Raw genomic sequence first — 19,682 nt, forward strand, 5'->3', positions numbered from 1 at the left:
GGCAGCAGAACTGAGCTGCGGAGTGGACTCGGCTCGTTGCTATGGTGTACTTGCGCACCGGACCCCGACGTAGGCGCTGCGGTAAGATGGGTCGCCGTTGTTGCGGCGGGAAGAGAGCAGGTACGATGCATCGTAGTACCAGCCCCCGCCCCGGCGAACCCGGTTCGAGCCATTGGTCGTATTGGCGCAATTACTGCACTCTCTCGGGTAATCTGCGTACCAGTCCAGCGCCCACTCCCACATATTCCCGGCCAGGTCCGCCTGCCCCCACTTCCCATCTCCCGTCGTCGACCGAGACCCGACAGGCTGGATATCGCTGAACCCACACGCGCGGGATGCAGACCCGTCCCCGGTGCAGTCATACACTGCATAAATACTGTCGATCGTCGTCGAGTTTGCCGGATTCGACCACGGATATGCGCGCTGTTCATCTCCTCCCGCCGCCGCGTAGTGCCACTCAGCCTCTGTTGGCAACCGGCCCCCGTCCCACGCGCAGAACGCGAACGCCATGTACCAGCTCAGGCAATTCATCGGCAGGCGCTCGTGATCACCGGTTGCATCCGTCCACGTTTGGGAGCTGCACTTTACCGCCGTCTTCAGCGCCGCTGCGTCCGCGGGCAGGTTGCTCGCCCAATCCGCATTCCACCCGCTGTCCTCGATCAGCGGATGCGCCCCCGCTCCCGCCACCGGCTTGCTCCCGGGATACGCCTCCACGAACTTCCGGAAACGACCCACTGTCACCTCGAACCGATCCAGCGAGAACCCGCTCACCGTCGCTGAATACGCCGTATCGTTGTCCCGGACGAACGTCCCCCCAGGCACCGCGTCCGCGGTCGCGCAGCAGCTCTCGTTACCCGCTGGCCCGCACGTCGAAGTTAGCCCAACACAGCTCCGCGGCACGCACTTCCCGGCGCCGCACGCGGGCGCTGCTGCTGGGCACGGCTCTGCGTCCTCCCACCGGCCGTCGATGCAGCGCTGCGGCGTGTTTCCCGAGCACTTCACCTCGCCAGCAGAACACTCCGGGTCGCCCCCGCCGCCCCCGGTTGCCATGCTGCCTACCATTCCGACGCTGCCGTCCGCTCCGCCGCTGCCGTGGGCACCTCCAGCGCTGACATCGCCCCCGGTTCCGCCGGTTGGACCTGAGCCGCCCATGCCGCTCGTACCGTCGCCTTGCGCGTAACTGGACCAGTCCACGCCGAGGATCTGCGCGCAACCTCCAGACGCAGCCGCAACAGTGGCCCAGAGCAACACCGTTGCCGCCCGTTTCTCGCCCCTCATGACGCGGAGCCTCTTGCGGCGCGCTTCCGGCGTCAATGCAGTCCGAGCGTCGCTCGTGGGGGGCGGTTGCTATCCCTTGGCCGGCTCGATGGGAGGATCCCCGAACAGCGACAGCTGCACCAGCGTCCTCGGCTTTGGGCGCCACGCGAACAGGTCGAGCTGACGCGAGGGTTCAGTGAGAGCCGCTGCTGGCTCGACGGCGGCCGGCGTCTCGGGGACCGCGGCGGCGGGCACGGGAGCCGGCGGAGGCGTTGCCGGTGCGGTGCTGGGCACCTGCGGCGGCGGTTGCGGCGTGGGCGTCGCGCCGGGGCTTCCGCCGTCCACCACGCGGAGCCATCCGCGCCCGGCGGGAAGCTCCCGGGCGGCCCCCTCCGGCTTCGGGATGGTGAGCGGTTGCGGCTCGGGCTTCTCGCCCGCGGGTTCGGCCAGCGCGGCGACCTTGAGCTGCTCCAGCGTCCACACGGTGTCCGTGATGCCCGCGGCCATCGCGGGGGTGATCCGCACGTTCCGCGGGATGTGGCAGAGGTTCACGTAGACGTAGTGCAACGCGATCGCGGCGCGGTGCCGCGTGACCTTCTTCGAGAAGGCGAGCGTGCGGCGGCGCAGCCGCGCGTTCCACTGCCGCGCCGTGAGGTTGCTCCGCTCGATCGCGTAGTTCGTCGCCTTCGCAGGGTCCGGCGTCCCGAACACGGCGCGCTTCTGGATGAAGTCCACGCCGCGCGCGACGGCGAACGTCTCCGACGTCCCCGGCTTCCCAGGGCGCGCGCTGAAGTTCTTGACCGTCTGCATGTACGGCACGGCGCGCCCGAAGTTCGCAGCGATGGGCTGCGCGTAGAGGCCGAGCCCGTCGGTGGTGATCTGCGGCATCACCACGAGCCGCGCGCGCACGTCTTCGACGAGAGCATCGGCGCTCTCCTGGTCGCGCTTCCCGACGTGCCACGCGATGATGAGCTTGCTGGTGCGGCAGATGGCGGCCCACGTCCACTGCTCCCCGCTGGTCGCAGCGTCGTGTTTGGTTGGGTCCACGTGGATCTGCCGGCGACCGCACCACGAGTGCATCTCGTCGATGTCCACGAGCGGGGACGTCAGGTCGCGCACCATGCGGTCATGGAGCCGCGCGCAGCCTTCGCCGATGGCCTGCGCGAAGCGACCGATGGTGTCCTGATGGACGCCGGTCATGCGCGACGCGGCGCGGATGCTGGTGCCGTTCACGAGCGCGGCGAGCACCTCTAGCCGCCGCTCTGCCGAGAGCATGTTCGCCATGGGCCTTGCACCTCTCCGGACGCGAGCCCATGATCGCAGTGCGACGTGCGACGTGCGACGGGTGGGCCACCATCCGGCGTTCCGCAGCCCCGCTTCGGGTACCAGCCGAGGCGGGGCGCTTTGCCTGTCCCACCAAGGTAGCACCGAAAGCCTATATTCCCCGGGGTTTCCGCGCAGTTAGGACATGCGCTGTCACACCCGATAGACGCGATTAGAGCCTGTTTGACGGCTCTTCTGCGTTGTCGGACGTGGGCGCCAACGGACAGCGGGGCGCTCGTGGTAGCGTCACAGCATGGTGCGTCGTGACGAGATCAATCTTTATCCCCGTCCGCGGGGCGAGAGAGCGATCTCAAGCTGCACATCTCCAGCGGGTGCGAGTCCCGCCCGGGTAAGCGCCGGAGCGCCCGGTAGCAGGCCCCAGGTTCGCGGGGGAGACCCCGGGGCCCGAGCGGGGCGTCGAATGCCTCTACGGAGGGAGCAAGAACGCGGGCCGCAACATCAAGTGAAGCCTGCCGCCTCGACAGACAAACAACGAGGGAGCCGAGCCGCGCATGCAACGGCGAAGGCCACGTCCGTCGCGCCGCAGTCCGGAGCAGAACGCGCGACGGGTCCCTCCGGGGTAGAGGGCGCAGCACGCGTTCAAGGAGAGGTGCGGAACACGGGAGACCCGTCTGCGTTGCTGTCGTCACGGCAAGGTGGCTCGTATAAGCCGAAGGTGAAATCGAGCGCTGCGCAGCGGGAGTCCGAGGGGGCCGTAGTACCGTTGATGGCCGCGACGAACAACGCCGTCGGAGGGAGAGGCCCCTGCGGTGGTCGCGTCGGTCGAGGAGGTAAGCGCGAGGGCATGGCCGGCAGGACCGGCTCCAATCACCCCCGTGGGCGCGAGCCCATGGACAAAGTGCGACAACTCCAACGCCGGCTGTGGGTCGCGGCCAAGCGGCATCCGGGGCGCCGGTTCCACGCGTTGTACGACCGCATCGCGAGGGGTGACGTCCTCGCGGAAGCGTGGAAGCGGGTGAAGCGGAACCGAGGTGCGGCGGGTGTCGATGCTCAGACGCTCGCCGATATCGAGCAGCACGGCGTGGAGCGCTTCCTCGAAGAGCTCGGCGTCACGCTGCGAGCAGGTACGTACCGGCCGGCAGCGGTGCTGCGCCGGTACATCCCGAAGGCCGATGGGAAGAAGCGGCCGCTAGGCATCCCGACGATCCGGGACCGGGTGGTGCAGATGGCGGCGAAGCTGGTGCTGGAGCCGATCTTCGAGGCGGACTTTCGCCCGAGCTCGTACGGCTTCCGGCCTCGCCGCAGCGCGACGCAGGCGCTGGAGACCCTCCGCAAGCTGGGAGCTCGCAGAGGCAACCACGTCCTGGACGCGGACATCCGCGACTACTTCGGGAGCATCGACCACGACAAGCTGATGAAGCTGGTCGAGCGACGCGTCTCGGATCGGCGGGTGCTCAAGCTGCTGCGGCAGTGGCTCCGGTGCGGGGTGATGGAAGAGGGGCGGGAGATAGCGACGCTCTCGGGGACACCGCAGGGCGGCGTGATCTCTCCACTGCTCTCGAACATCTTCCTGCACGTGCTCGATGTGGCGTGGGAGCGCCATGGTGCCCATCTGGGCACGCTGGTGCGCTACGCGGACGACTGTGCGCCACGACGGCGCGGAAAGGAGGCCTTGATGGCCGCCTGAAGCAGCCTTGCTGCACGAGAGATGAGGGAGGACCCCTCGGGATCGGGTCGCAGGGCCAGGTCCCAAACCACCGGAAGCTGCTTGGGCCCAATGGCCCGGGTGGTGAGCGTTCACGGAAAAGGCGGGACAAACCCGTCAGGTGAGAGCCGGGAAGGCGAACGTGAGTGAACCGCTGACGACGTGTCGAAAGCGTAGGGACGTCATCGAAACCAGGCTCCAGTCGTTGGCCTGGGACAAAGCTCGGGGGATTCCTGCTTGCTGCCCGAGCGGTGACCGGCATGAAGGCGGCGCGAGCCCGGCTCAGGCTCTCGTGCGGAACGTGGGAACCTGTCGCTCCGATGCGAAGGGAGAACTCCGAGTGGTGGACCCACGAGGGGGAAGAGTACCGATGCGGGGCGCAGGGGCGGATGGGCTCGTAGTAGCGTTGAAGCCTGGTAACGCGGGCGGAGCGAAGGGGCCCAACGACCTGGCCGCGGGCATGGGTCAACCGGCAACGGGAGGAGCCCATGTCTGAGGCGAAGCCTTACGACATTCCGAAGCAGCTCGTCTGGGATGCGTACCAGCGGGTAAAGGCGAACCGAGGCGCAGCGGGCGTGGACGGCGAGTCGCTTGCGATGTTCGAGAAGGACCTGAAGGGCAACCTCTACAAGGTCTGGAACCGGATGTCGTCGGGCTCGTACTTTCCGCCGCCCGTGCGGCTCGTCGAGATTCCGAAGGGCAACGGAGGCACACGTCCCCTCGGCATCCCCACGGTGGGGGACCGCGTGGCGCAGACGGTCGTGAAGATGGTCCTCGATCCGGTCGTGGAGCCCATGTTCCATCCGGATTCGTACGGCTATCGGCCCGGTCGGTCGGCGCTCGACGCGGTGGCGGTGGCGAGGAGACGATGCTGGAGCGCCGACTGGATCATCGACCTTGACATCAAGGGCTTCTTTGATGCGCTGGTCCATGAGCTGGTCGAGCGCGCCGTGGCGCACCACACGGACAACCCCTGGATCCGGCTGTACATCGCCCGGTGGCTCCGCGCCCCCGTGCAGAAGCCGGATGGCACGGTGGAGCAGCGTACGAGGGGCACGCCGCAAGGCGGGGTCGTCAGTCCGCTGTTGGCCAATCTATTCCTGCATTATGCGTTCGATCACTGGATGCGGAGGACCTTCCCGAGCGTCCCGTTCGAGCGCTACGCGGACGATGCCATCGTCCACTGCAGGAGCGAGCGGCAGTCCCGCATGGTGCTGGAGGCCATCCGTCGTCGGTTCGAGCAGTGCGGTCTGGAGCTTCATCCGACGAAGACCCGGATCGTCTACTGCAAGGACGACGATCGGTGCGGGGAGTTCGAGCACGTCGCGTTCGACTTCCTGGGCTACACCTTCCAACCTCGACGGGCGAAGAATCGCTGGGGGAAGCACTTCGTGAGCTTCCTGCCAGCGATGAGCACCAAGGCAGCCAAGGCGGTCCGCGAGACCATCCGCAGATGGCGGATGGCGTCGACCAGGAACAACCAGCGCCTGGAAGATCTCGCGCAGCTCGTCAATCCGGTGGTGCGGGGTTGGATGAACTACTACGGGCGGTTCTACCGCTCGAAGTGCGTCCAGGTCCTTCGCCATCTCAACGAGGCCCTCGCAGCATGGGCGCGACGGAAGTACAAGCGGCTGCGACGTCGAGAGCGCGCGTCGATGCACTGGCTGGGGCGCATCGCGCAGCGGGATCCGAAGTTGTTCGTCCTGTGGCAGCTCGGCGTCCGGCCCGAGGCTGGGTCGTAGGAGCCGGATGAGGCGAGAGCTTCACGTCCGGTTCTGGGAGGGCCCGGGGGTGCGATTCCCCCGGGCTACTCGACTCGTGGTCATGTGCGCCACGAGGTCGGCGTGCGAGCAGGCCGAGAGGCGCGTACGCGAGGTGCTCGCGCGGCTCGGGCTGGAGCTACACCCGGATAAGACGAGGCGGGTGGATCTCTCCTTGGGCAAGGAGGGCTTCGACTTCCTCGGCTGCTACCTGCGCAAGCGCATGAGCGGGCCGATCTGGGAGCAGTCACGCCGGCGCGTGTACTTCCTCCAGCGCTGGCCCTCTCAGCGCAGCATGAAGCGGGTGCGGCAGCGCGTGAAGGAGCTGACCGGTCGAGCCAGGAACGGGGTGAAGGACGTGCGGGTGCTGATCCGCGCTCTGAACCCGGTGCTGCGCGGCTGGGGCAACTACTTCCGCACCGGGAACGCGACGAGCAAGTTCAACCAGATCGACAGCTACGTGTGGCGGCGGCTCCGCGACTTCCTCAAGAAGCGCAAGGGGCGCAACCTGCGCGCGGGTGAGGTCGAGGGTTGGACATGCGACTTCTTCGTCGAAGGTCACGGGCTCCACCGCCTGCGCGGGACCGTCCAGTACCCGGAGGCTGCGTAATGCAGCGGCCCGAGAGGCCACCGGTAAGCCGTGTGCGGGAAATCCGCACGCACGGTTTGAAAGGGGGTCTTGCCCTTCATCGCCCGGTTTCACGGCCGGGCTGGAGAAAGTAGGATCTACCAATGCGCTTACGGCGCCGAGCCGTTCGGGAAGCTCGACTGCTCACCTGGGCAGATTGTTCGGCGATGGCAGGATGGCGTATGGATCCGCGTCCCTCGCAGAAGGAGCACCGGATGGCGAACAACCCCTGGGAAAAGGCGGATGAACTGCGCGCGGAGGCCCACAAGCGCTACGCCGCGCTAAACCTGGATTTCGCGCGTGCTGAGCCATTCAGAAATAATGGCAAACTGATGGCGCAAAGCGGAACGCCTTGAAGACAAGGCTCGGCGTGCGCAGCCGTTGCGTTTGCTATGACCCAAGGCAAGCGCACGCCGAGCACCTCGAAGGTGCGACGGCGCATCCGCCGAAGCAAGCCCAAACCGATCCCGCCGCGACGCACTCGCGTCCGCCGTCCCGACCCGCGCGCGGTGCACATCCGCGCGACGGAGACGACCCTCACGGCGGTGGCTGGGCTGGTCGGCTTCGGTGTTTTCCTCCGTGAGCTCGATGTCGACGCCGAGCTCCGGCGCACGTTCGGTCGACTCAAGCCCGACAGCCGGGTGCTCTATCCCATGGCCGCCCAGATGCGGCTGCTCATCGACGCCGCCGTGGCCGGGGAAGCGCGGGTGTTCGGCCTGGAGGCCCTGGCGAACGACCCGCTCTTCGCGCATCTGGCCGGTGGCGTCGTGCCCAGCATCGACACGGTCTATCGTGACCTTTGCCGCTTCGACGAGCAGGCGCTCGCCGCGCTCGATACGATGCTCTCCGAGCACGGGCTCGCTCCGCTCGCCCAAGCGCCGCCCGAGATCGTCCATCTGGACGTGGACACCACCGTCGAGCCGCTGTTCGGCTCGCAGGAAGGAGCCCGACCGGGACCCAATCCTCGCTACCGCGGCCGGCCCAGCTATCACCCGCTGCTCGTCCGCGTCGCCGAAACCAACACCGTCATCGGCGCCCTTCTCCGGCCGGGAGACACGAGCTTCGGCAACGACGACGTGCCCTACGTCGAACGTTGCCTCGATCGCGTCCGCGCGGCCGCCCCCGAGGCCGCCGTGTACGTGCGCATCGACGCCGCCGGCGACTGCACCCAGCTGCTCCGGGCCATCGCCGACAAGGCGGCCTTCTTCCTGACCAAGCCCAGGCTGACGCGCGATCTCGCAGGTGCGATCTCGCTGGTCACGCGCTGGAAGACCGTGGACTGGGACGCCGACGGTCGGCCTCGCCGCCAGGTCGCGGAGGTCCCGTTTCGACGCCGCGAATGGGGCAATCTCGAGGCTCGCGTCATCGCCGTCCGGACGCTCGACCGGACGTACGCCAGGCACATCTATCTCTGGGACGATCTCGACTACACCGTGCAGGTCTACCTCACCAACGAGATGGCCGAAGCGCCGGAGGACGTCGCCGCCCGCTACGACCCTCGGGCTGGCATCGAGGTGCTGATCCGCGACCTCAAGCACGGTTGGGGCTGTGGTCAGGTCCCGAGCCATACCTTCGCGGCGAACCACGCGATGCTCCTGCTGAAGCTCCTCGCCCATAACCTGATGCGCCGTTACGTGCTCCGGCGCTTCCCCGAGCTCTCGCGCTGGACCGTGCCCTGGCTTCGCCGGGAGCTCATCCTCGTTCCCGGGCGCCTGCTACGAGGCCCAGGACGTGAACGCATCCTCCGCGTGCCGGAGATGTCGTTGCTCGGACGCTGGCTCAACTGATCAGCAGACCAGCATGGCGACTGTATTGGGGGAAAGGGGGAGGTGTGCCCTCGCCTCGCGACAATGCCGCAAGAACCGGCATTCTCGCGCATTCGCGGTCCGGCGCGCCGCGGAATGTCTGATCGCCCGTCCACTGCCGCTCCGACGCGCGAATGTGAAGCTAAATGCAGGCGCTCACGGTGGCGTGAGCCAAGCGCGGCGCCAGCAGTTGCTTGACGAATGGCAAGAGGCGCATCGAGCCTGGTGGGAAGAGGTGCAGCGCGTCAGCGGGACGGCCTGACGTCCGCTGGCCGGGCGTGCCGTTCAGCGCGCGCGTCGATGGGCGCTCGAGGCGCACACGGCCGTCCTGCTCATGGCCTGCGGGGGGGCACGTTCCAGAGCGCGGCCCATCAGGCCGCCCCGGGCCCATTGCTCAGAATTGAGCACTACCCGGCTGCGGCACCGCATCGACCGGCAGGACGAGGACGGGCCGGTCGAGCCGAGTTGAAAGGGTCAGGCCGTCAAGGGGCGCCTATACTCCCGCAACCATCTTCCTGGCGCGCTCAGCGCCGGACGGACGCTCGACGATGATTGGCCGCTTGAAGTAGTGGGTGCGGTCGTGGCCGTCGTAGACGACGGCATACGCCTCCCAGCCTTCCTTGCCGAGACTGGCCAGGTGCGCGTCCAGGAACGGATGCGCGTGGGCCTTCACGTAGGACTCGGACAGCTGCTTGTATTCCCACTGCTGATACTGGAATTTTTCAGAATCTTTCTCGCTCATCCGCGATGGATAGCACGCGGATGCCACCTAAGCACACCATGTAGGCATGGGTGTGGGGCGGCCAAGGTGCGCCTTCGGAAGGTCGCGCCCCTATGCGTCCGGCGAGAAGCCCGTCGCTCACGCCGATCCGAGCGCCGCAGCTACGAAACTTCCGTCGGTCAAGGGGCCAGCAGGTCGTCTGCCCTAATTAGGGCACCACCCGAGAACACCCCGGGGAGGGCGGTGGAACCGCTCCGCGAGCACCGGATCCGTGATGGGGAGGCGGTCTGATGGAGAGCTACCGGTCAGCCGGCGCCGCCCGCGCCGCCGGCACCAGCGGCACCGCCGGCACCCCCGGTGCCACCCGCGCCGCCCGCACCAGCGGCGCCGCCGGCACCAGCGGCGCCGCCGGCACCAGCGGCACCGCCGGCACCCCCGGTGCCACCCGCGCCGCCGGCACCAGCGGCGCCGCCGGCACCAGCGGCGCCGCCGGCACCAGCGGCGCCGCCGGCACCAGCGGCGCCGCCGGCACCAGCGGCGCCGCCGGCACCGCCCGCACCGCCGGCGCCACCCGCGCCGCCCGTACCGCCGGCACCACCTTCACCGCCCGCGCCGCCCGTTCCCGAATTGCTCAGCGGGTATCTTTCGTCGAGGCACAGCCGGCCTTGAGGCGTCACCGTGCAGACCTCGCCTTCTTCCGTGCATTGCCTCTGGCCCCGCGGGCAAGCCGTCGGTCCGAAGTAGCAAAAACCGTTGCTGTCCAGCCCCGCGAACCCGCACGAGGCGTGCGGCATCGGGCAATCGCCGTGGCTCGTGCACGCCTTGGCGCAGACACCGGCGTCGCCGATGCCGGGATCCTCCGTCAGCGCGTAGGTGCACAGACCGCTCTCCAGCCCTCCGCAGTCCTCGTTCGCGACGTCCCCGCCGAGCGCGCACAGCCCGGCGCAAACGGCGAGCGACGCGCTGAAGCGGATGCACCACCCCGCGCAGGGATCCGTGCCCTCGTTCCCGATCTCGCACGCTGAGCCCGCAGGGAGCCCGGCCGTCGGCTCGTCGACGCAAAGGTTCATCCGGGGGTCGCACACGCGGCCGGCGCACTGGCTGTCCGAGCCGCAGCCCGGCATGCACACGGTCACATCATCACCGATGCTGTCACAGCGAAGCTCCTCGCGGCCGTGGCACTTCGCCGGATCGAGCTCGTCGACGATGCTGACGAGCGGGGGCTCTCCCAACTGGCATCCCAGAAGGCAGACGCCTTCAAGGCACGCGCTGCCATCGCCCTCACAATCGCCGTCTACAGCGCACGACGTCGTGCAGTACCCGCCCGCCGGGCCTCCGCCGAAGAACTCGTTGCCCGATTCGGAGAGGCAAATGTCGCTCGCGCAGTCGGCGTCCACCTCGCACCGAGCGCCGAGCCCCCCATTCCCGCCGCCGTCGCCGCCACCGCCGTCGCCGCCGCCGTCGCCGCCGCTGCCGCCGTCACCCCTGCCGCCGTCACCGCTGCCGCCGTCACCGCCATTGCCGTCGACACCGTCGCCGTTGCCGCTGCCGCCGTCGCCGCCAGCACCCGAGCTGGCGCTCCCGGAAACGGAGCTCGTGCTCGGCGAGCTCCCTCCCGTGCCGTCGTCCGCGTCGTCAGAGCAACCGAGGAACCCTGTCGAAAAGGCGAGCGTGGTGAGCAAAACCGCCGAAACTGTTCGCGTTTTCATCGATGTCTCCCGCGCCAGGAGGCCCTGCCCACAGCGGGCGCGCCCTCGACTGATCTCGAGACAGTAACGGAATCGGCGCGGCTCCAACATCGGCAAACGGCCCCGCGCCGTCTTCCGATGTCGCCGCCGGCGGGCGACCCGATCTCGCCTCAGAGCCGCACGAGCAGCCCTAGATACCCCGCGAACGTCGGCCTTCCCGCCGTGCCGAGCCGCTCGCCGCCCAGCGTCACGACGGCGCGGGGCTCGGCGAAGATCGCGTGCGCGTCCAGCAGGAGCGCCGCGCGCTCGGTGAGACGCAGCCCGGCGCCCCCGCCAAAGGTCGCGGCGATCGACCAGACCTCGCCCGTGGCGCTCCGGAGCGGGGGCAGAGGGTCGCCGCTGATGAACAGGTGGAATCCGCCCAGGCCGGCCGAGAGCACCGGCGAGACCGCGGTGCCCGTCTCCAGCGCCCACACGGCCTCCAGCAACGCCATCTCCTGCCGGACCGACACCGTGCCGAGCACGCCCTCCAGCGCCGGCCCCAGCGCCGGCCCCGCGAACGTCAGCCGCGCCGCGAGCCCCGCGGGCAGCGCGCCCCCGCCGCCGCCCGCGCCGGCCCCGTACGACAGGCGCAACGCCGGCCCCAGCGCCGGCCCGATGCCGTCCGCGCTCAGGAGCGCCACGAGCCCCGCCTCCACGCCGACGCCCGCGAGCATCCCGGCCCGCGCCGCCGCCGGATCCGCGCCGGCCTGCCGCCGCACGGGCGCCATCCACCGCCGCACGTCGTCAGGGACGGCGACGCGCTCGCCGCCCGCCGCGCCCTCGGGCGGCGCGCGAGTCGAGAGCAGGTTGGCCTCCAGGAGGCTCGCCTGCAGGAGCTCGACGGCGCGCACGGCCATCACCGAGGGGGCCGCGGCGCCGGACACCTCCACCGTGCGCACGACGGTCTTCTGCGTCACCCGGTCGACGATCCAGAGGTCCGCCGTGGCGCCCGCGCGGGAGCGGAAGATCGCCGCGGCCGCGAACGCGCCCTCGTCCTGCGCGGCGCGCTCCAGCGCGTCGCGCGCGTCGTGCGCGTCTCCCCGGCGCGCCCGCGGGACGCGCACCACCTCGAACCCCGCCGCGCCGAGCTCGGCCCGGAGCCGCGTGGCCGCCTCGCGGACCAGCGGGTCGTCCGCGTCGGCCTCGACGATCACGACCCGCGAGGCGGCCGCCGCGGCCTCCGGCGGGGGCGCGGCCTCGGCCCGCATCGGGGCGAGCGCCGGGGCGAGCAAGAGCCAGGTCAGAAGAGAAAAGGAGCGCACTCGCCCAGGGCTTTATCAGATCGCGGGCGGGGGCGGCGACGCGTCACGGCTTCACGAGATCGCGCGCCACGGGCGCGTGCGCGCCGCGCGGGTGGCGCTTCAGGTAGAGCTCAGCCACCGGGCGCGCCGCCGACCGGCCGCCCGTGCGCTCGACAGCGACCATCTTGCGGCCGAGCGCCTCGGCCGCGAACGGGCCGCCCGGCGACTCGGCGAGGTACGCGTCGTACCAGGCCACCGCCGCCCCCGGTGAGCCGCCGTCGTCGACCATGCGCCCGAGCAGGAAGGCCGCCGCCTTCCCGTGGCTCGTCCCGGGGAACCGCTTGCGCGTCGCGGTGAGCGCGCGCTGCGCGACGTCGCCCCGCCGCGCGTACCGCGCCGCGTCCGCCAGCGCGACAAGGTCGTCGAGGGGGCCGTGATCGAGCACGCCGCCCAGGCCGCGCTGCTCCGCCTCGGCCAGGACCGACCGGAAATCCCCCGCCGCCACGCGCTTCGCCCAGCTCGGCGCCAGCGCCGCGCCGTCCGGCGCCGCCGCCGCGCCGTCCGGCGCCGCCGCCGAACCGTCCGGCGGAAGGCCCGCGGGCGCCCCTTCAGCCCGCGAGCCCTCCGGCCGTGCGGCCCCGGCGTCGCCTTCGTCGCCAGGTCCGGTGTTCCTGTCTCCGCCGGGCAGCGCCGCCCCCGCGGACGACGGCCCCTGCTGCGCCGGCCCCGCCGCGCTGGCCGCGTCGCCGCTCGAGATCTTCACGTCGCCCTCGCGCATCCGCGCCACGAGCCGCTGTCCGGCGCGGAGCGGCAGCCCGTCGGGCGCGAGCGGCCCGCGCACGGTCACGCTCCCCTCGTGCAGATCGACGCGCAGGGTGCCGTCGCCGCGCGTCCACGACACGTCGAACGCCGTGCCGGTGACCAGCACCGCGAACGGCCCCGCCTCGACCGACCAGCGCGCCTTCGGCCGCGGCGTCACGCGCAGCGACGCCCGGCCGTCCTCGAGCAGCATGCGCGCCCCGACCGCGTCGACCTCCGCCACGCGCAGCGCGCTGCCCGGCGAGAGCGCGACGGTGGTGCCGTCCGTGAAGCGCAGCCGCGCCTCCTCGCCCACCGCGGCGATGTAGCCGCCCGCGGCGCCGGGCGCGCCCTCGACGGCGTAGTCGAGCCGCCGCGACGGCCAGAGCGCGACGAGCGCGAGCGCGAGCGCCGCCGCGCCGGCGAGCGCGAAGCCCCACCGCGCCCGCCCCGCGGGCAGCGGCCAGAGCCCGAGGGAGCGCAGCCACGACGCGACGCGGCCCAGGTCGCCCTCGCGGCGGCGGGCGGCCCCGCGGCTCACCGCCTCGACGAAGCGGGCGCGCTCGGCGGCGTCGTGCGCCGCGTCGACGTCGGCGGGGAGGCCCTCCCGCGCGAGGTCGGCGAGCCGGCTCAACTTCTCCGCTTCATTCATCGTGCTCTCCTCCGCAGGCAAGGCTTCCGGGCGGATCGAGCGCTTGCGGGGCCTTCGTGAGGTAGGCCGAGAGCGCGGGATCGCGCTGCGCGGCGGTGAGGATCCGGTGAGAGGCGCGCGCGAGGTGGCGCTTCGTCGTGGCCAGGGAGCACCCGAGCGCGTCGGCGATCTCGGTGAGCTCGAGCCCCTCGATGAACCGCAGGACGAAGAGCGCCCGCGACCGGTCGTCCACCTTGTCGAGGATGTCGTAGAGCCGCGTGAGCGCGGCGCGCCCCTGCGGATCCTGCTGCGCGCCGCCGACGTCCGGGAGCTCGCCCGAGGGCGACAGCTGGAGCCAGCGGCGCAGGCGCCGGCGCCGCAGCTCGGCGCGCGCGACGCGCACCGCGATGCCGATGATGAAGCTCGAGAGCAGCGACGGATCCCGCAGGTCCTTCGCCACGCGGAAGAAGCGCAGGAACGTGTCCTGCACGTGATCGTCGACCTCGTCGCCCGGCCCGAGGGTGCGCGTCAGGATCCGGCGCACGAGCGGCGCGAACCGCTGCCACACGACCGGCGCGGCGCCCGGGTGTCCCTGCGCCGCGGCGCGCGCCAGCGCCACGTCGTCGGTCGCGGACAGCGGCAGCGCCTGCACGCTCCCCCTTTGCGTGGAGGGCGCGACCGCTGTCAAGGGCGGGACGGTCGAGCGGCGCGTTCGGATCACACCCAGCAGTGCTCCCCGGGCGGGCTCCGCGGCTCAAGATTCAGCATGTGGACGGAGCGGCTCCGCCGCGACCTCCGGGGCCGCTCCGGCGCGACCGCGGGGCGCCGGGAGCAGCACCTCCACGTCGAAGAGCCGCGACGCCGAACGCCGTCACGGAACGCCGTCACGGAACGCCGTCACGGAAGGTGTTGTATCGGCTGTAACCTGAACGCATGACGAAGCTCGGCGCGGTTCATGCCACCGGATCAGCGAGCCCGCTGCAGGGCTACGCCGTGGACGCCCTCCTCCACGAGGGGCCGATGAGCACCGTGCGCCGCGCGCGCCGCGCGTCGGACGGGCAGCCCGTCGTGCTGAAGGGACCGAGCGCCGGGCGGGCGTCGCCGCGCGCGATCGCGAGGCTCCGCCACGAGCAGGTGATCACGCGCGAGATCGCGCACCCGGGCGTCCTCCGCATCCTCGACGTCGAGGAGAGCGACGGGGGGCCCGTGCTCGTCCTGGAAGACTTCGGCGGGGCGTCGCTCGACATCGTCCTGCGGAGCGACAGGCTCGGTCTGGCCACGATCCTGCGGATCGGCATCCACGTCGCGGACGCCCTCGCGTCGCTGCACCACGCGGGCGTCATTCACAAGGACGTCAAGCCGCACAACCTCCTCGTCCGCCTCGATCCGCTGGTGGTCAAGCTCTCCGACTTCGGGATCGCAACGCGCCTGTCGCAGGAGGCGCCGCGGGCCGAGAGCCCCGACGCCGTGGAGGGGACCCTGGCGTACATTTCACCCGAGCAGACGGGCTGGATGAACCGCAGCCTCGACTGCCGGACGGACCTCTACTCCCTGGGCGTCACCCTCTACGAGATGCTCACGGGCGCTCCCCCGTTCACAGCGCCGAGCGCCATGGAGCTCGTCCACTGTCACCTGGCCAGGACGCCGACGCCGCCGCACGCCGCGTCGGCCGAGATCCCGCGCGTCGTCTCCGATCTCGTCATGAAGCTCCTCTCCAAGGCCGCCGAGGATCGGTATCCGTGCGCCGAGGCGCTGCGCGCCGATCTCGAGGAGTGCCTCCGGAGGTACGAGGCCGACGGCCGCGTCGAACCTTTCCCGCTCGGCGAGCGCGACGCGGGCGGCCGGCTCTGGCTGCCGGAGAAGCTCTACGGGCGCGACGCCGAGACGCAGGCGGTCGTGGCCGCGTGCGAGCGCGTGGCGGCCGGCGCCGTCGAGCTGTTCCTCATCTCCGGCCACGCCGGCGTCGGCAAGTCCGCCCTCGTCCGCGAGGTCTACAAGGTGCTCGCGCGGCGGCCCGGGTACTTCGTCTCGGGGAAGTTCGGCCAGCTCAAGCAGCGTACCCCCTACGCGGCCATCGCGCAGGCGTTCGGCGAGCTGTGCGAGCGCATACTGTCGGAGGGCGAGGCGTCCGTGGCGCGCTGGAAGGCCCGGCTGAGCGCCGCGCTCGGCTCGATGGGGCAGGTCGTCGTCGACGTCATCCCCGAGCTCGCGCGCCTCATCGGCCCCCAGCCCCCCGCGCAGCCGCTCGGGCCGAACGAGTCGAAGAACCGCTTCAGCCTGGCGTTCCAGACCTTCGTCCGCGCCGTGACGGAGGAGCACCTCCTCGTGCTCTTCATCGACGATCTCCAGTGGGCCGACCCGGCCTCGCTGAAGCTCCTCGAGCTCCTGATGACCGATCCGGACGGCCGCGGGATGCTCGTGATCGGCGCCTACCGCGACCAGGAGGTCGACGACGCCCACCCGCTGGCGAGGCTCGTCCGCGACCTGCGGGCGGCGAACGCGCCCGTCTCCGATGTGTGGCTCGGGCCGCTCCAGCTCGCGGACATCCGCCGGCTCCTCGCCGACACCCTGCGCTGCCGCCTCGAGGACACGGACGCCTTCGCGGCGCTGATCCTGGAGAGGACCGCGGGCAACCCGTTCTTCATCCACCAGCTCCTGCACGCCCTCGCCGGCGAGGGGATCGTGCGCTTCGATCCGGCCGCGGGGGCGTGGGCGTGGAGCCTCGACCGCGCCCGGAGCGCGGAGGGCGCGGAGGGCGTCGTCGAGCTGATGGCCGCGAAGATCCGGCGGCTCGCGCCCGGCGCGCAGCGCGCCCTCCGGCTCGCCGCCTGCGTTGGCCACCGCTTCGACCTCAGGACGCTCGCGCTCGTCGCCGAGCAGCCCCCGGGCGAGGTGGCCGCGGCCCTCTGGGAGGCCCTGCGGGAGGGCCTCGTCGTACCCCTCGATCCCGAGTACCGCTTCGTCCACGCCGGCGACGCGGCGGTCGCGGGCAGGCTGCTCGAGGACCCCTCGTTCCGCGTCTCGTACCGGTTCCTGCACGATCGCGTCCAGCAGGCGGCGTACGCGCTCATCGACGAGCCGGAGCGGAAGCGGCTGCACCACCGCATCGGCCGGCTGCTCGCGGCGAGCCTCGGCGAGGACCCGAGCGACGAGGAGCTGTTCGTCGTCGTCGGCCACCTGAACGTCGCCGCGGCCCTGAGCGAGGATCCGGCGGAGCGCGGCGAGCTCGTGCGGCTCAACCTGGCCGCGGGGCGGCGCGCGCAGGCGGCGACCGCGTACGACGCCGCGTTCGGCTACCTGAGCGCCGCGGCGTCCGCGCTCGGCCCGGATCCATGGGCCGGCGAGCCTGGCCTCGCCTTCGACGTCTTCGACATCCATGCCGCAAAGGCCGAGTGCGCGCACCTGAGCGGCCGCTGCGACGAGGCGGAGGCGCTCTTCGACACCCTCCTCGAGCGCGCCGCCTCGGACGTGGAGCGCGCGCGCGTTGACTGCCTGCGGATGGTCCTCTACAACGCGCAGCACCGCTGGGCGGACACGCTCGCGGTGGCGCTCCAGGGCCTGCGCCGCTTCGGCATGGAGGTGCCCACCGAGGGCGAGGCGCTCGCCGCCGCGCTCGGCGCGGAGCTCGCCGAGGCCGAGCGCGGCTTCGCCGCCCGGCGGGGCGAGGACGTCGGCGCGGGCCCGGAGCTCGCCGATCCGCGCGTCAGGGCCGTGGTGGAGATGCTCGGCCACGGCTCGCCGTCGGCGTATTTCCTCAACCCGCCGCTGGCCCAGCTCCTCGCCGTCAGGATGACGAACCTGTCGCTCCGGCACGGGAGCTCGCCGATGGCCAGCGTGGCGTACGCGCTCCACGGCTTCTACCTGGCCGCGTTCTGGGGCCAGCCGCACGAGGGCTACAGGATCGTGCGGATGGGCGTCGCCCTGAACGACAGGTACCGGGTCGATGCCATCAGGGCGAAGGTCGACTTCAACTACGGGGTCGTCATGAGCCTCTCGAGGCCGCAGCGCGAGGCGCTCGAGGTCCTCCAGCGGGCGCGGATCGCCGGGATGGAGACCGGCGACTTCATGTTCGCGTCGGCGTCCTCCAACCTCGTCGCCCAGATGAAGCTCAGCCTGGAAGGCGAGCTCCGGCGCGTGCGCGAGGACGTCGGCGGGTTCCTGCGCTTCACCTCCCGCACGAAGGACGCGCTGTCGACGGCGGTCCAGACCGTCGCGCGGCAGGTGATCCAGAACCTCGAGGGGCGCACGCTGGACCGCGGCACGCTGAGCGACGCCGGCTTCGACGAGGACGCCCTCGCGCCGAAGCTCGAGGCGATGGGCTTCGCGATCGTCGCCGGCTTCTACTACACGAACAAGCTCGCGCTCGCGTACCTCTACGGCGATCACGAGGGCGCGCTCCGGATGGCGCGCCGCGCGCACGAGCGGGCCCGCGCCCTGACGGGCCAGTACATCGGCGTCGTCGATCTGCCGCTCTACACCTGCCTCACCCTCCTGGCGCTCGGCCCTCGGGCGAGCGGCGAGGAGGACGGCGCGCTGGCCGAGATGCTCGCGTCGAGCCACGACAAGCTCGCCGTCCTCGCGCGGGACTGCCCGGAGCTCCGGCACCTGGAGCTGCTCGTCCGGGCGGAGCGCGCGCGCGTCGCCGGGGAGGCGCTGGAGCCGATCCTCGAGCTCTACCAGCAGGCGAGCGACGCGGCGGAGCAGGCGGGGTACGTGCGCTACCGCGCGCTCGTCAGCGAGCGCTGCGGCAGGTTCCTCGCCTCGAGGCGCATGCCGTGGCTCGCGCGGTCGTGCCTCGTCGAGGCCTACCAGGCCTACGCGCGCTGGGGCGCCACGGCCAAGCTGCGGCAGATGGAGGAGGCCTACGTCGAGCTGCTCCCCCGCGCGGCGGCGGGCCAGCCCGCGTCCGCGGACCTCCTGTCGAACCTGACCTCGGTCGCCTCGTCGACGACCGAGATGGTCGCGCGGCGCGTGGCGCTGCTCGACGCGGCGGCGCTCATCCGCGCCGCGCAGGCCGTGGCGCGCGAGATCGACCTCGGCCGCGTCATGACGCGGCTGCTCCGGCTCGCCATCGAGAGCGTCGGCGCCCAGCGGGGCGCGCTGATCCTGGACCACGAGGGCGGGCCGCGCGTGGAGGCCGTCGTCGAGGACGAGGGCGAGGTGCGCGTCGGCCCGTCGACGCCCGTGCGCGAGAGCGGCGCCGCGGCCGCGCGGGTGATCGAGCTCGCGATGAGCAGCGGGGGCGCCGTCGTCGTGGCGGACGCCGCGCAGGACGCGCGCTTCGACGGCGATCCCTACGTCGCGGCGCGCAAGCCGCGATCCGTGCTCGCGCTGCCCATGGTGAGCCAGGGGGACGTCTCGGGCATCCTCTATCTGGAGAACAACGCCGCGCCCGACGTGTTCTCGCGCGCCCGCCTCGACGTGCTCGAGCTCGTCGCCGCGCAGGCCGCCATCGCCGTGAAGAACGCGCTGCTCTACGCGCGCGTCCAGGCGGCGAGCGACGAGCTCCGCCGCGCCAACGGCGCGCTCGAGGCGGCCGTCGCCGCCCGCACGGCGGAGCTCTCCTCGGCGAAGGCGCAGCTCGAGGAGGAGCTCGCCGAGCGGTCGCGCGCCGAGCAGGAGCGCGCCGGCCTGCAGGAGGACCTCATCCGCATGCAGCGCGAGCGGCTCGCGGAGCTGTCGACGCCGCTCATCCCGATCACCGACAGGATCATGGTCATGCCGCTCATCGGGACCGTCGACGCGCAGCGCGCGGACGAGGCGCTCGCCGCGGCGCTCCGCGGCGTGTCGGAGACGGGGGCCCAGGTCGTCATCCTGGACATCACGGGCGTGCGGGGCGTGGACAGCGGCGTCGCGGCGACGCTCCTGCGCACCGCGACAGCGCTGCGCCTGCTCGGCGCCGAGGCGGTGATCACAGGGATCGCCCCCCGCGTCTCGCAGACGCTCGTCGGCCTCGGCATCGATCTCGGCGAGACCGTCGTCCAGGGGACGCTCCAGCGCGGGATCGCCTACGCGATCCGGAGGACCGGCGAGGCGCCGCGGCTCGCCAGCGTGGCGTCCGGTGGCCGTGGCTGAGGGCGGCCCGGCTGGCGAGCCTGCGCGACGCGCCGCGGCTCGCCGGC

13 protein-coding genes are annotated in these 19,682 nt (G+C 71.5%); 6 read left to right on the forward strand and 7 right to left on the reverse strand.

Going from position 1 to position 19,682, the window contains the following annotated elements; translation table 11 throughout:
- Window positions 1–39: 39 nt before the first annotated feature.
- Window positions 40–1,278: a formylglycine-generating enzyme family protein gene (locus WME75_RS14065; protein WP_437490610.1), complete on the reverse strand. Its 1,239-nt coding sequence runs from the start codon at window positions 1,276–1,278 to the stop codon at window positions 40–42.
- A 69-nt stretch (window positions 1,279–1,347) separates the two neighbouring features.
- Window positions 1,348–2,541, reverse strand: a complete 1,194-nt coding sequence (locus WME75_RS14070; protein ID WP_437490613.1) for an IS1 family transposase — start codon at window positions 2,539–2,541, stop codon at window positions 1,348–1,350.
- 898 nt (window positions 2,542–3,439) lie between these two features.
- Between WME75_RS14070 and ltrA (WME75_RS14075) the strand changes: the two genes are divergently transcribed.
- From ltrA (WME75_RS14075) to WME75_RS14095, 5 genes are all read left to right on the forward strand, one after another.
- Window positions 3,440–4,228, forward strand: a complete 789-nt coding sequence (ltrA, locus tag WME75_RS14075; RefSeq protein ID WP_437490616.1) for a group II intron reverse transcriptase/maturase — start codon at window positions 3,440–3,442, stop codon at window positions 4,226–4,228.
- Window positions 4,229–4,734: 506 nt separating this feature from the next.
- The gene (ltrA, locus tag WME75_RS14080) at window positions 4,735–5,988 is read left to right on the forward strand and encodes a group II intron reverse transcriptase/maturase (protein WP_437475748.1); all 1,254 of its coding nucleotides are present in this window, start codon (window positions 4,735–4,737) and stop codon (window positions 5,986–5,988) included.
- A gap of 7 nt (window positions 5,989–5,995) precedes the next feature.
- Window positions 5,996–6,616 (forward strand): group II intron maturase-specific domain-containing protein, encoded by a 621-nt coding sequence (locus WME75_RS14085; protein WP_437490619.1) that lies wholly within the window; start codon window positions 5,996–5,998, stop codon window positions 6,614–6,616.
- 233 nt (window positions 6,617–6,849) lie between these two features.
- A complete protein-coding gene (locus WME75_RS14090) occupies window positions 6,850–6,990 on the forward strand; it encodes a hypothetical protein (protein ID WP_437490623.1) in 141 nt (46 codons plus the stop codon).
- Between the two features lie 36 nt (window positions 6,991–7,026).
- Entirely contained in the window at window positions 7,027–8,421 is a 1,395-nt protein-coding gene (locus WME75_RS14095; protein WP_437490625.1) for an IS1380 family transposase, read from the forward strand.
- A 511-nt stretch (window positions 8,422–8,932) separates the two neighbouring features.
- Here WME75_RS14095 and WME75_RS14100 read toward each other — a convergent pair.
- From WME75_RS14100 to WME75_RS14120, 5 genes are all read right to left on the reverse strand, one after another.
- The gene (locus WME75_RS14100) at window positions 8,933–9,181 is read right to left on the reverse strand and encodes a hypothetical protein (RefSeq protein WP_437490628.1); all 249 of its coding nucleotides are present in this window, start codon (window positions 9,179–9,181) and stop codon (window positions 8,933–8,935) included.
- Window positions 9,182–9,465: 284 nt separating this feature from the next.
- Entirely contained in the window at window positions 9,466–10,869 is a 1,404-nt protein-coding gene (locus tag WME75_RS14105) for a hypothetical protein (protein ID WP_437490630.1), read from the reverse strand.
- Between the two features lie 149 nt (window positions 10,870–11,018).
- Complete coding sequence (locus tag WME75_RS14110) at window positions 11,019–12,152, reverse strand: hypothetical protein (protein WP_437490633.1); 1,134 nt, start codon at window positions 12,150–12,152, stop codon at window positions 11,019–11,021.
- A gap of 43 nt (window positions 12,153–12,195) precedes the next feature.
- Window positions 12,196–13,581 carry a FecR domain-containing protein gene (locus WME75_RS14115; protein ID WP_437490636.1) on the reverse strand — a complete coding sequence of 462 codons (1,386 nt, stop codon included), beginning with the start codon at window positions 13,579–13,581 and terminating at the stop codon, window positions 12,196–12,198.
- Window positions 13,574–14,281, reverse strand: coding sequence for an RNA polymerase sigma factor (locus WME75_RS14120; protein ID WP_437490638.1), 708 nt, complete (start codon window positions 14,279–14,281; stop codon window positions 13,574–13,576). Before WME75_RS14120 ends, WME75_RS14115 begins: the two co-directional genes overlap by 8 nt.
- Window positions 14,282–14,493: 212 nt before the next feature.
- On the opposite strand from WME75_RS14120, the gene WME75_RS14125 reads away from it, so the two are divergent.
- Entirely contained in the window at window positions 14,494–19,635 is a 5,142-nt protein-coding gene (locus tag WME75_RS14125) for an AAA family ATPase (RefSeq protein WP_437490640.1), read from the forward strand.
- The last annotated feature ends 47 nt before the right edge of the window (window positions 19,636–19,682 follow it).

The organism is Sorangium sp. So ce1014 (genome assembly GCF_051521505.1).
In the GTDB taxonomy this organism is placed as follows: domain Bacteria; phylum Myxococcota_A; class Polyangia; order Polyangiales; family Polyangiaceae; genus Sorangium.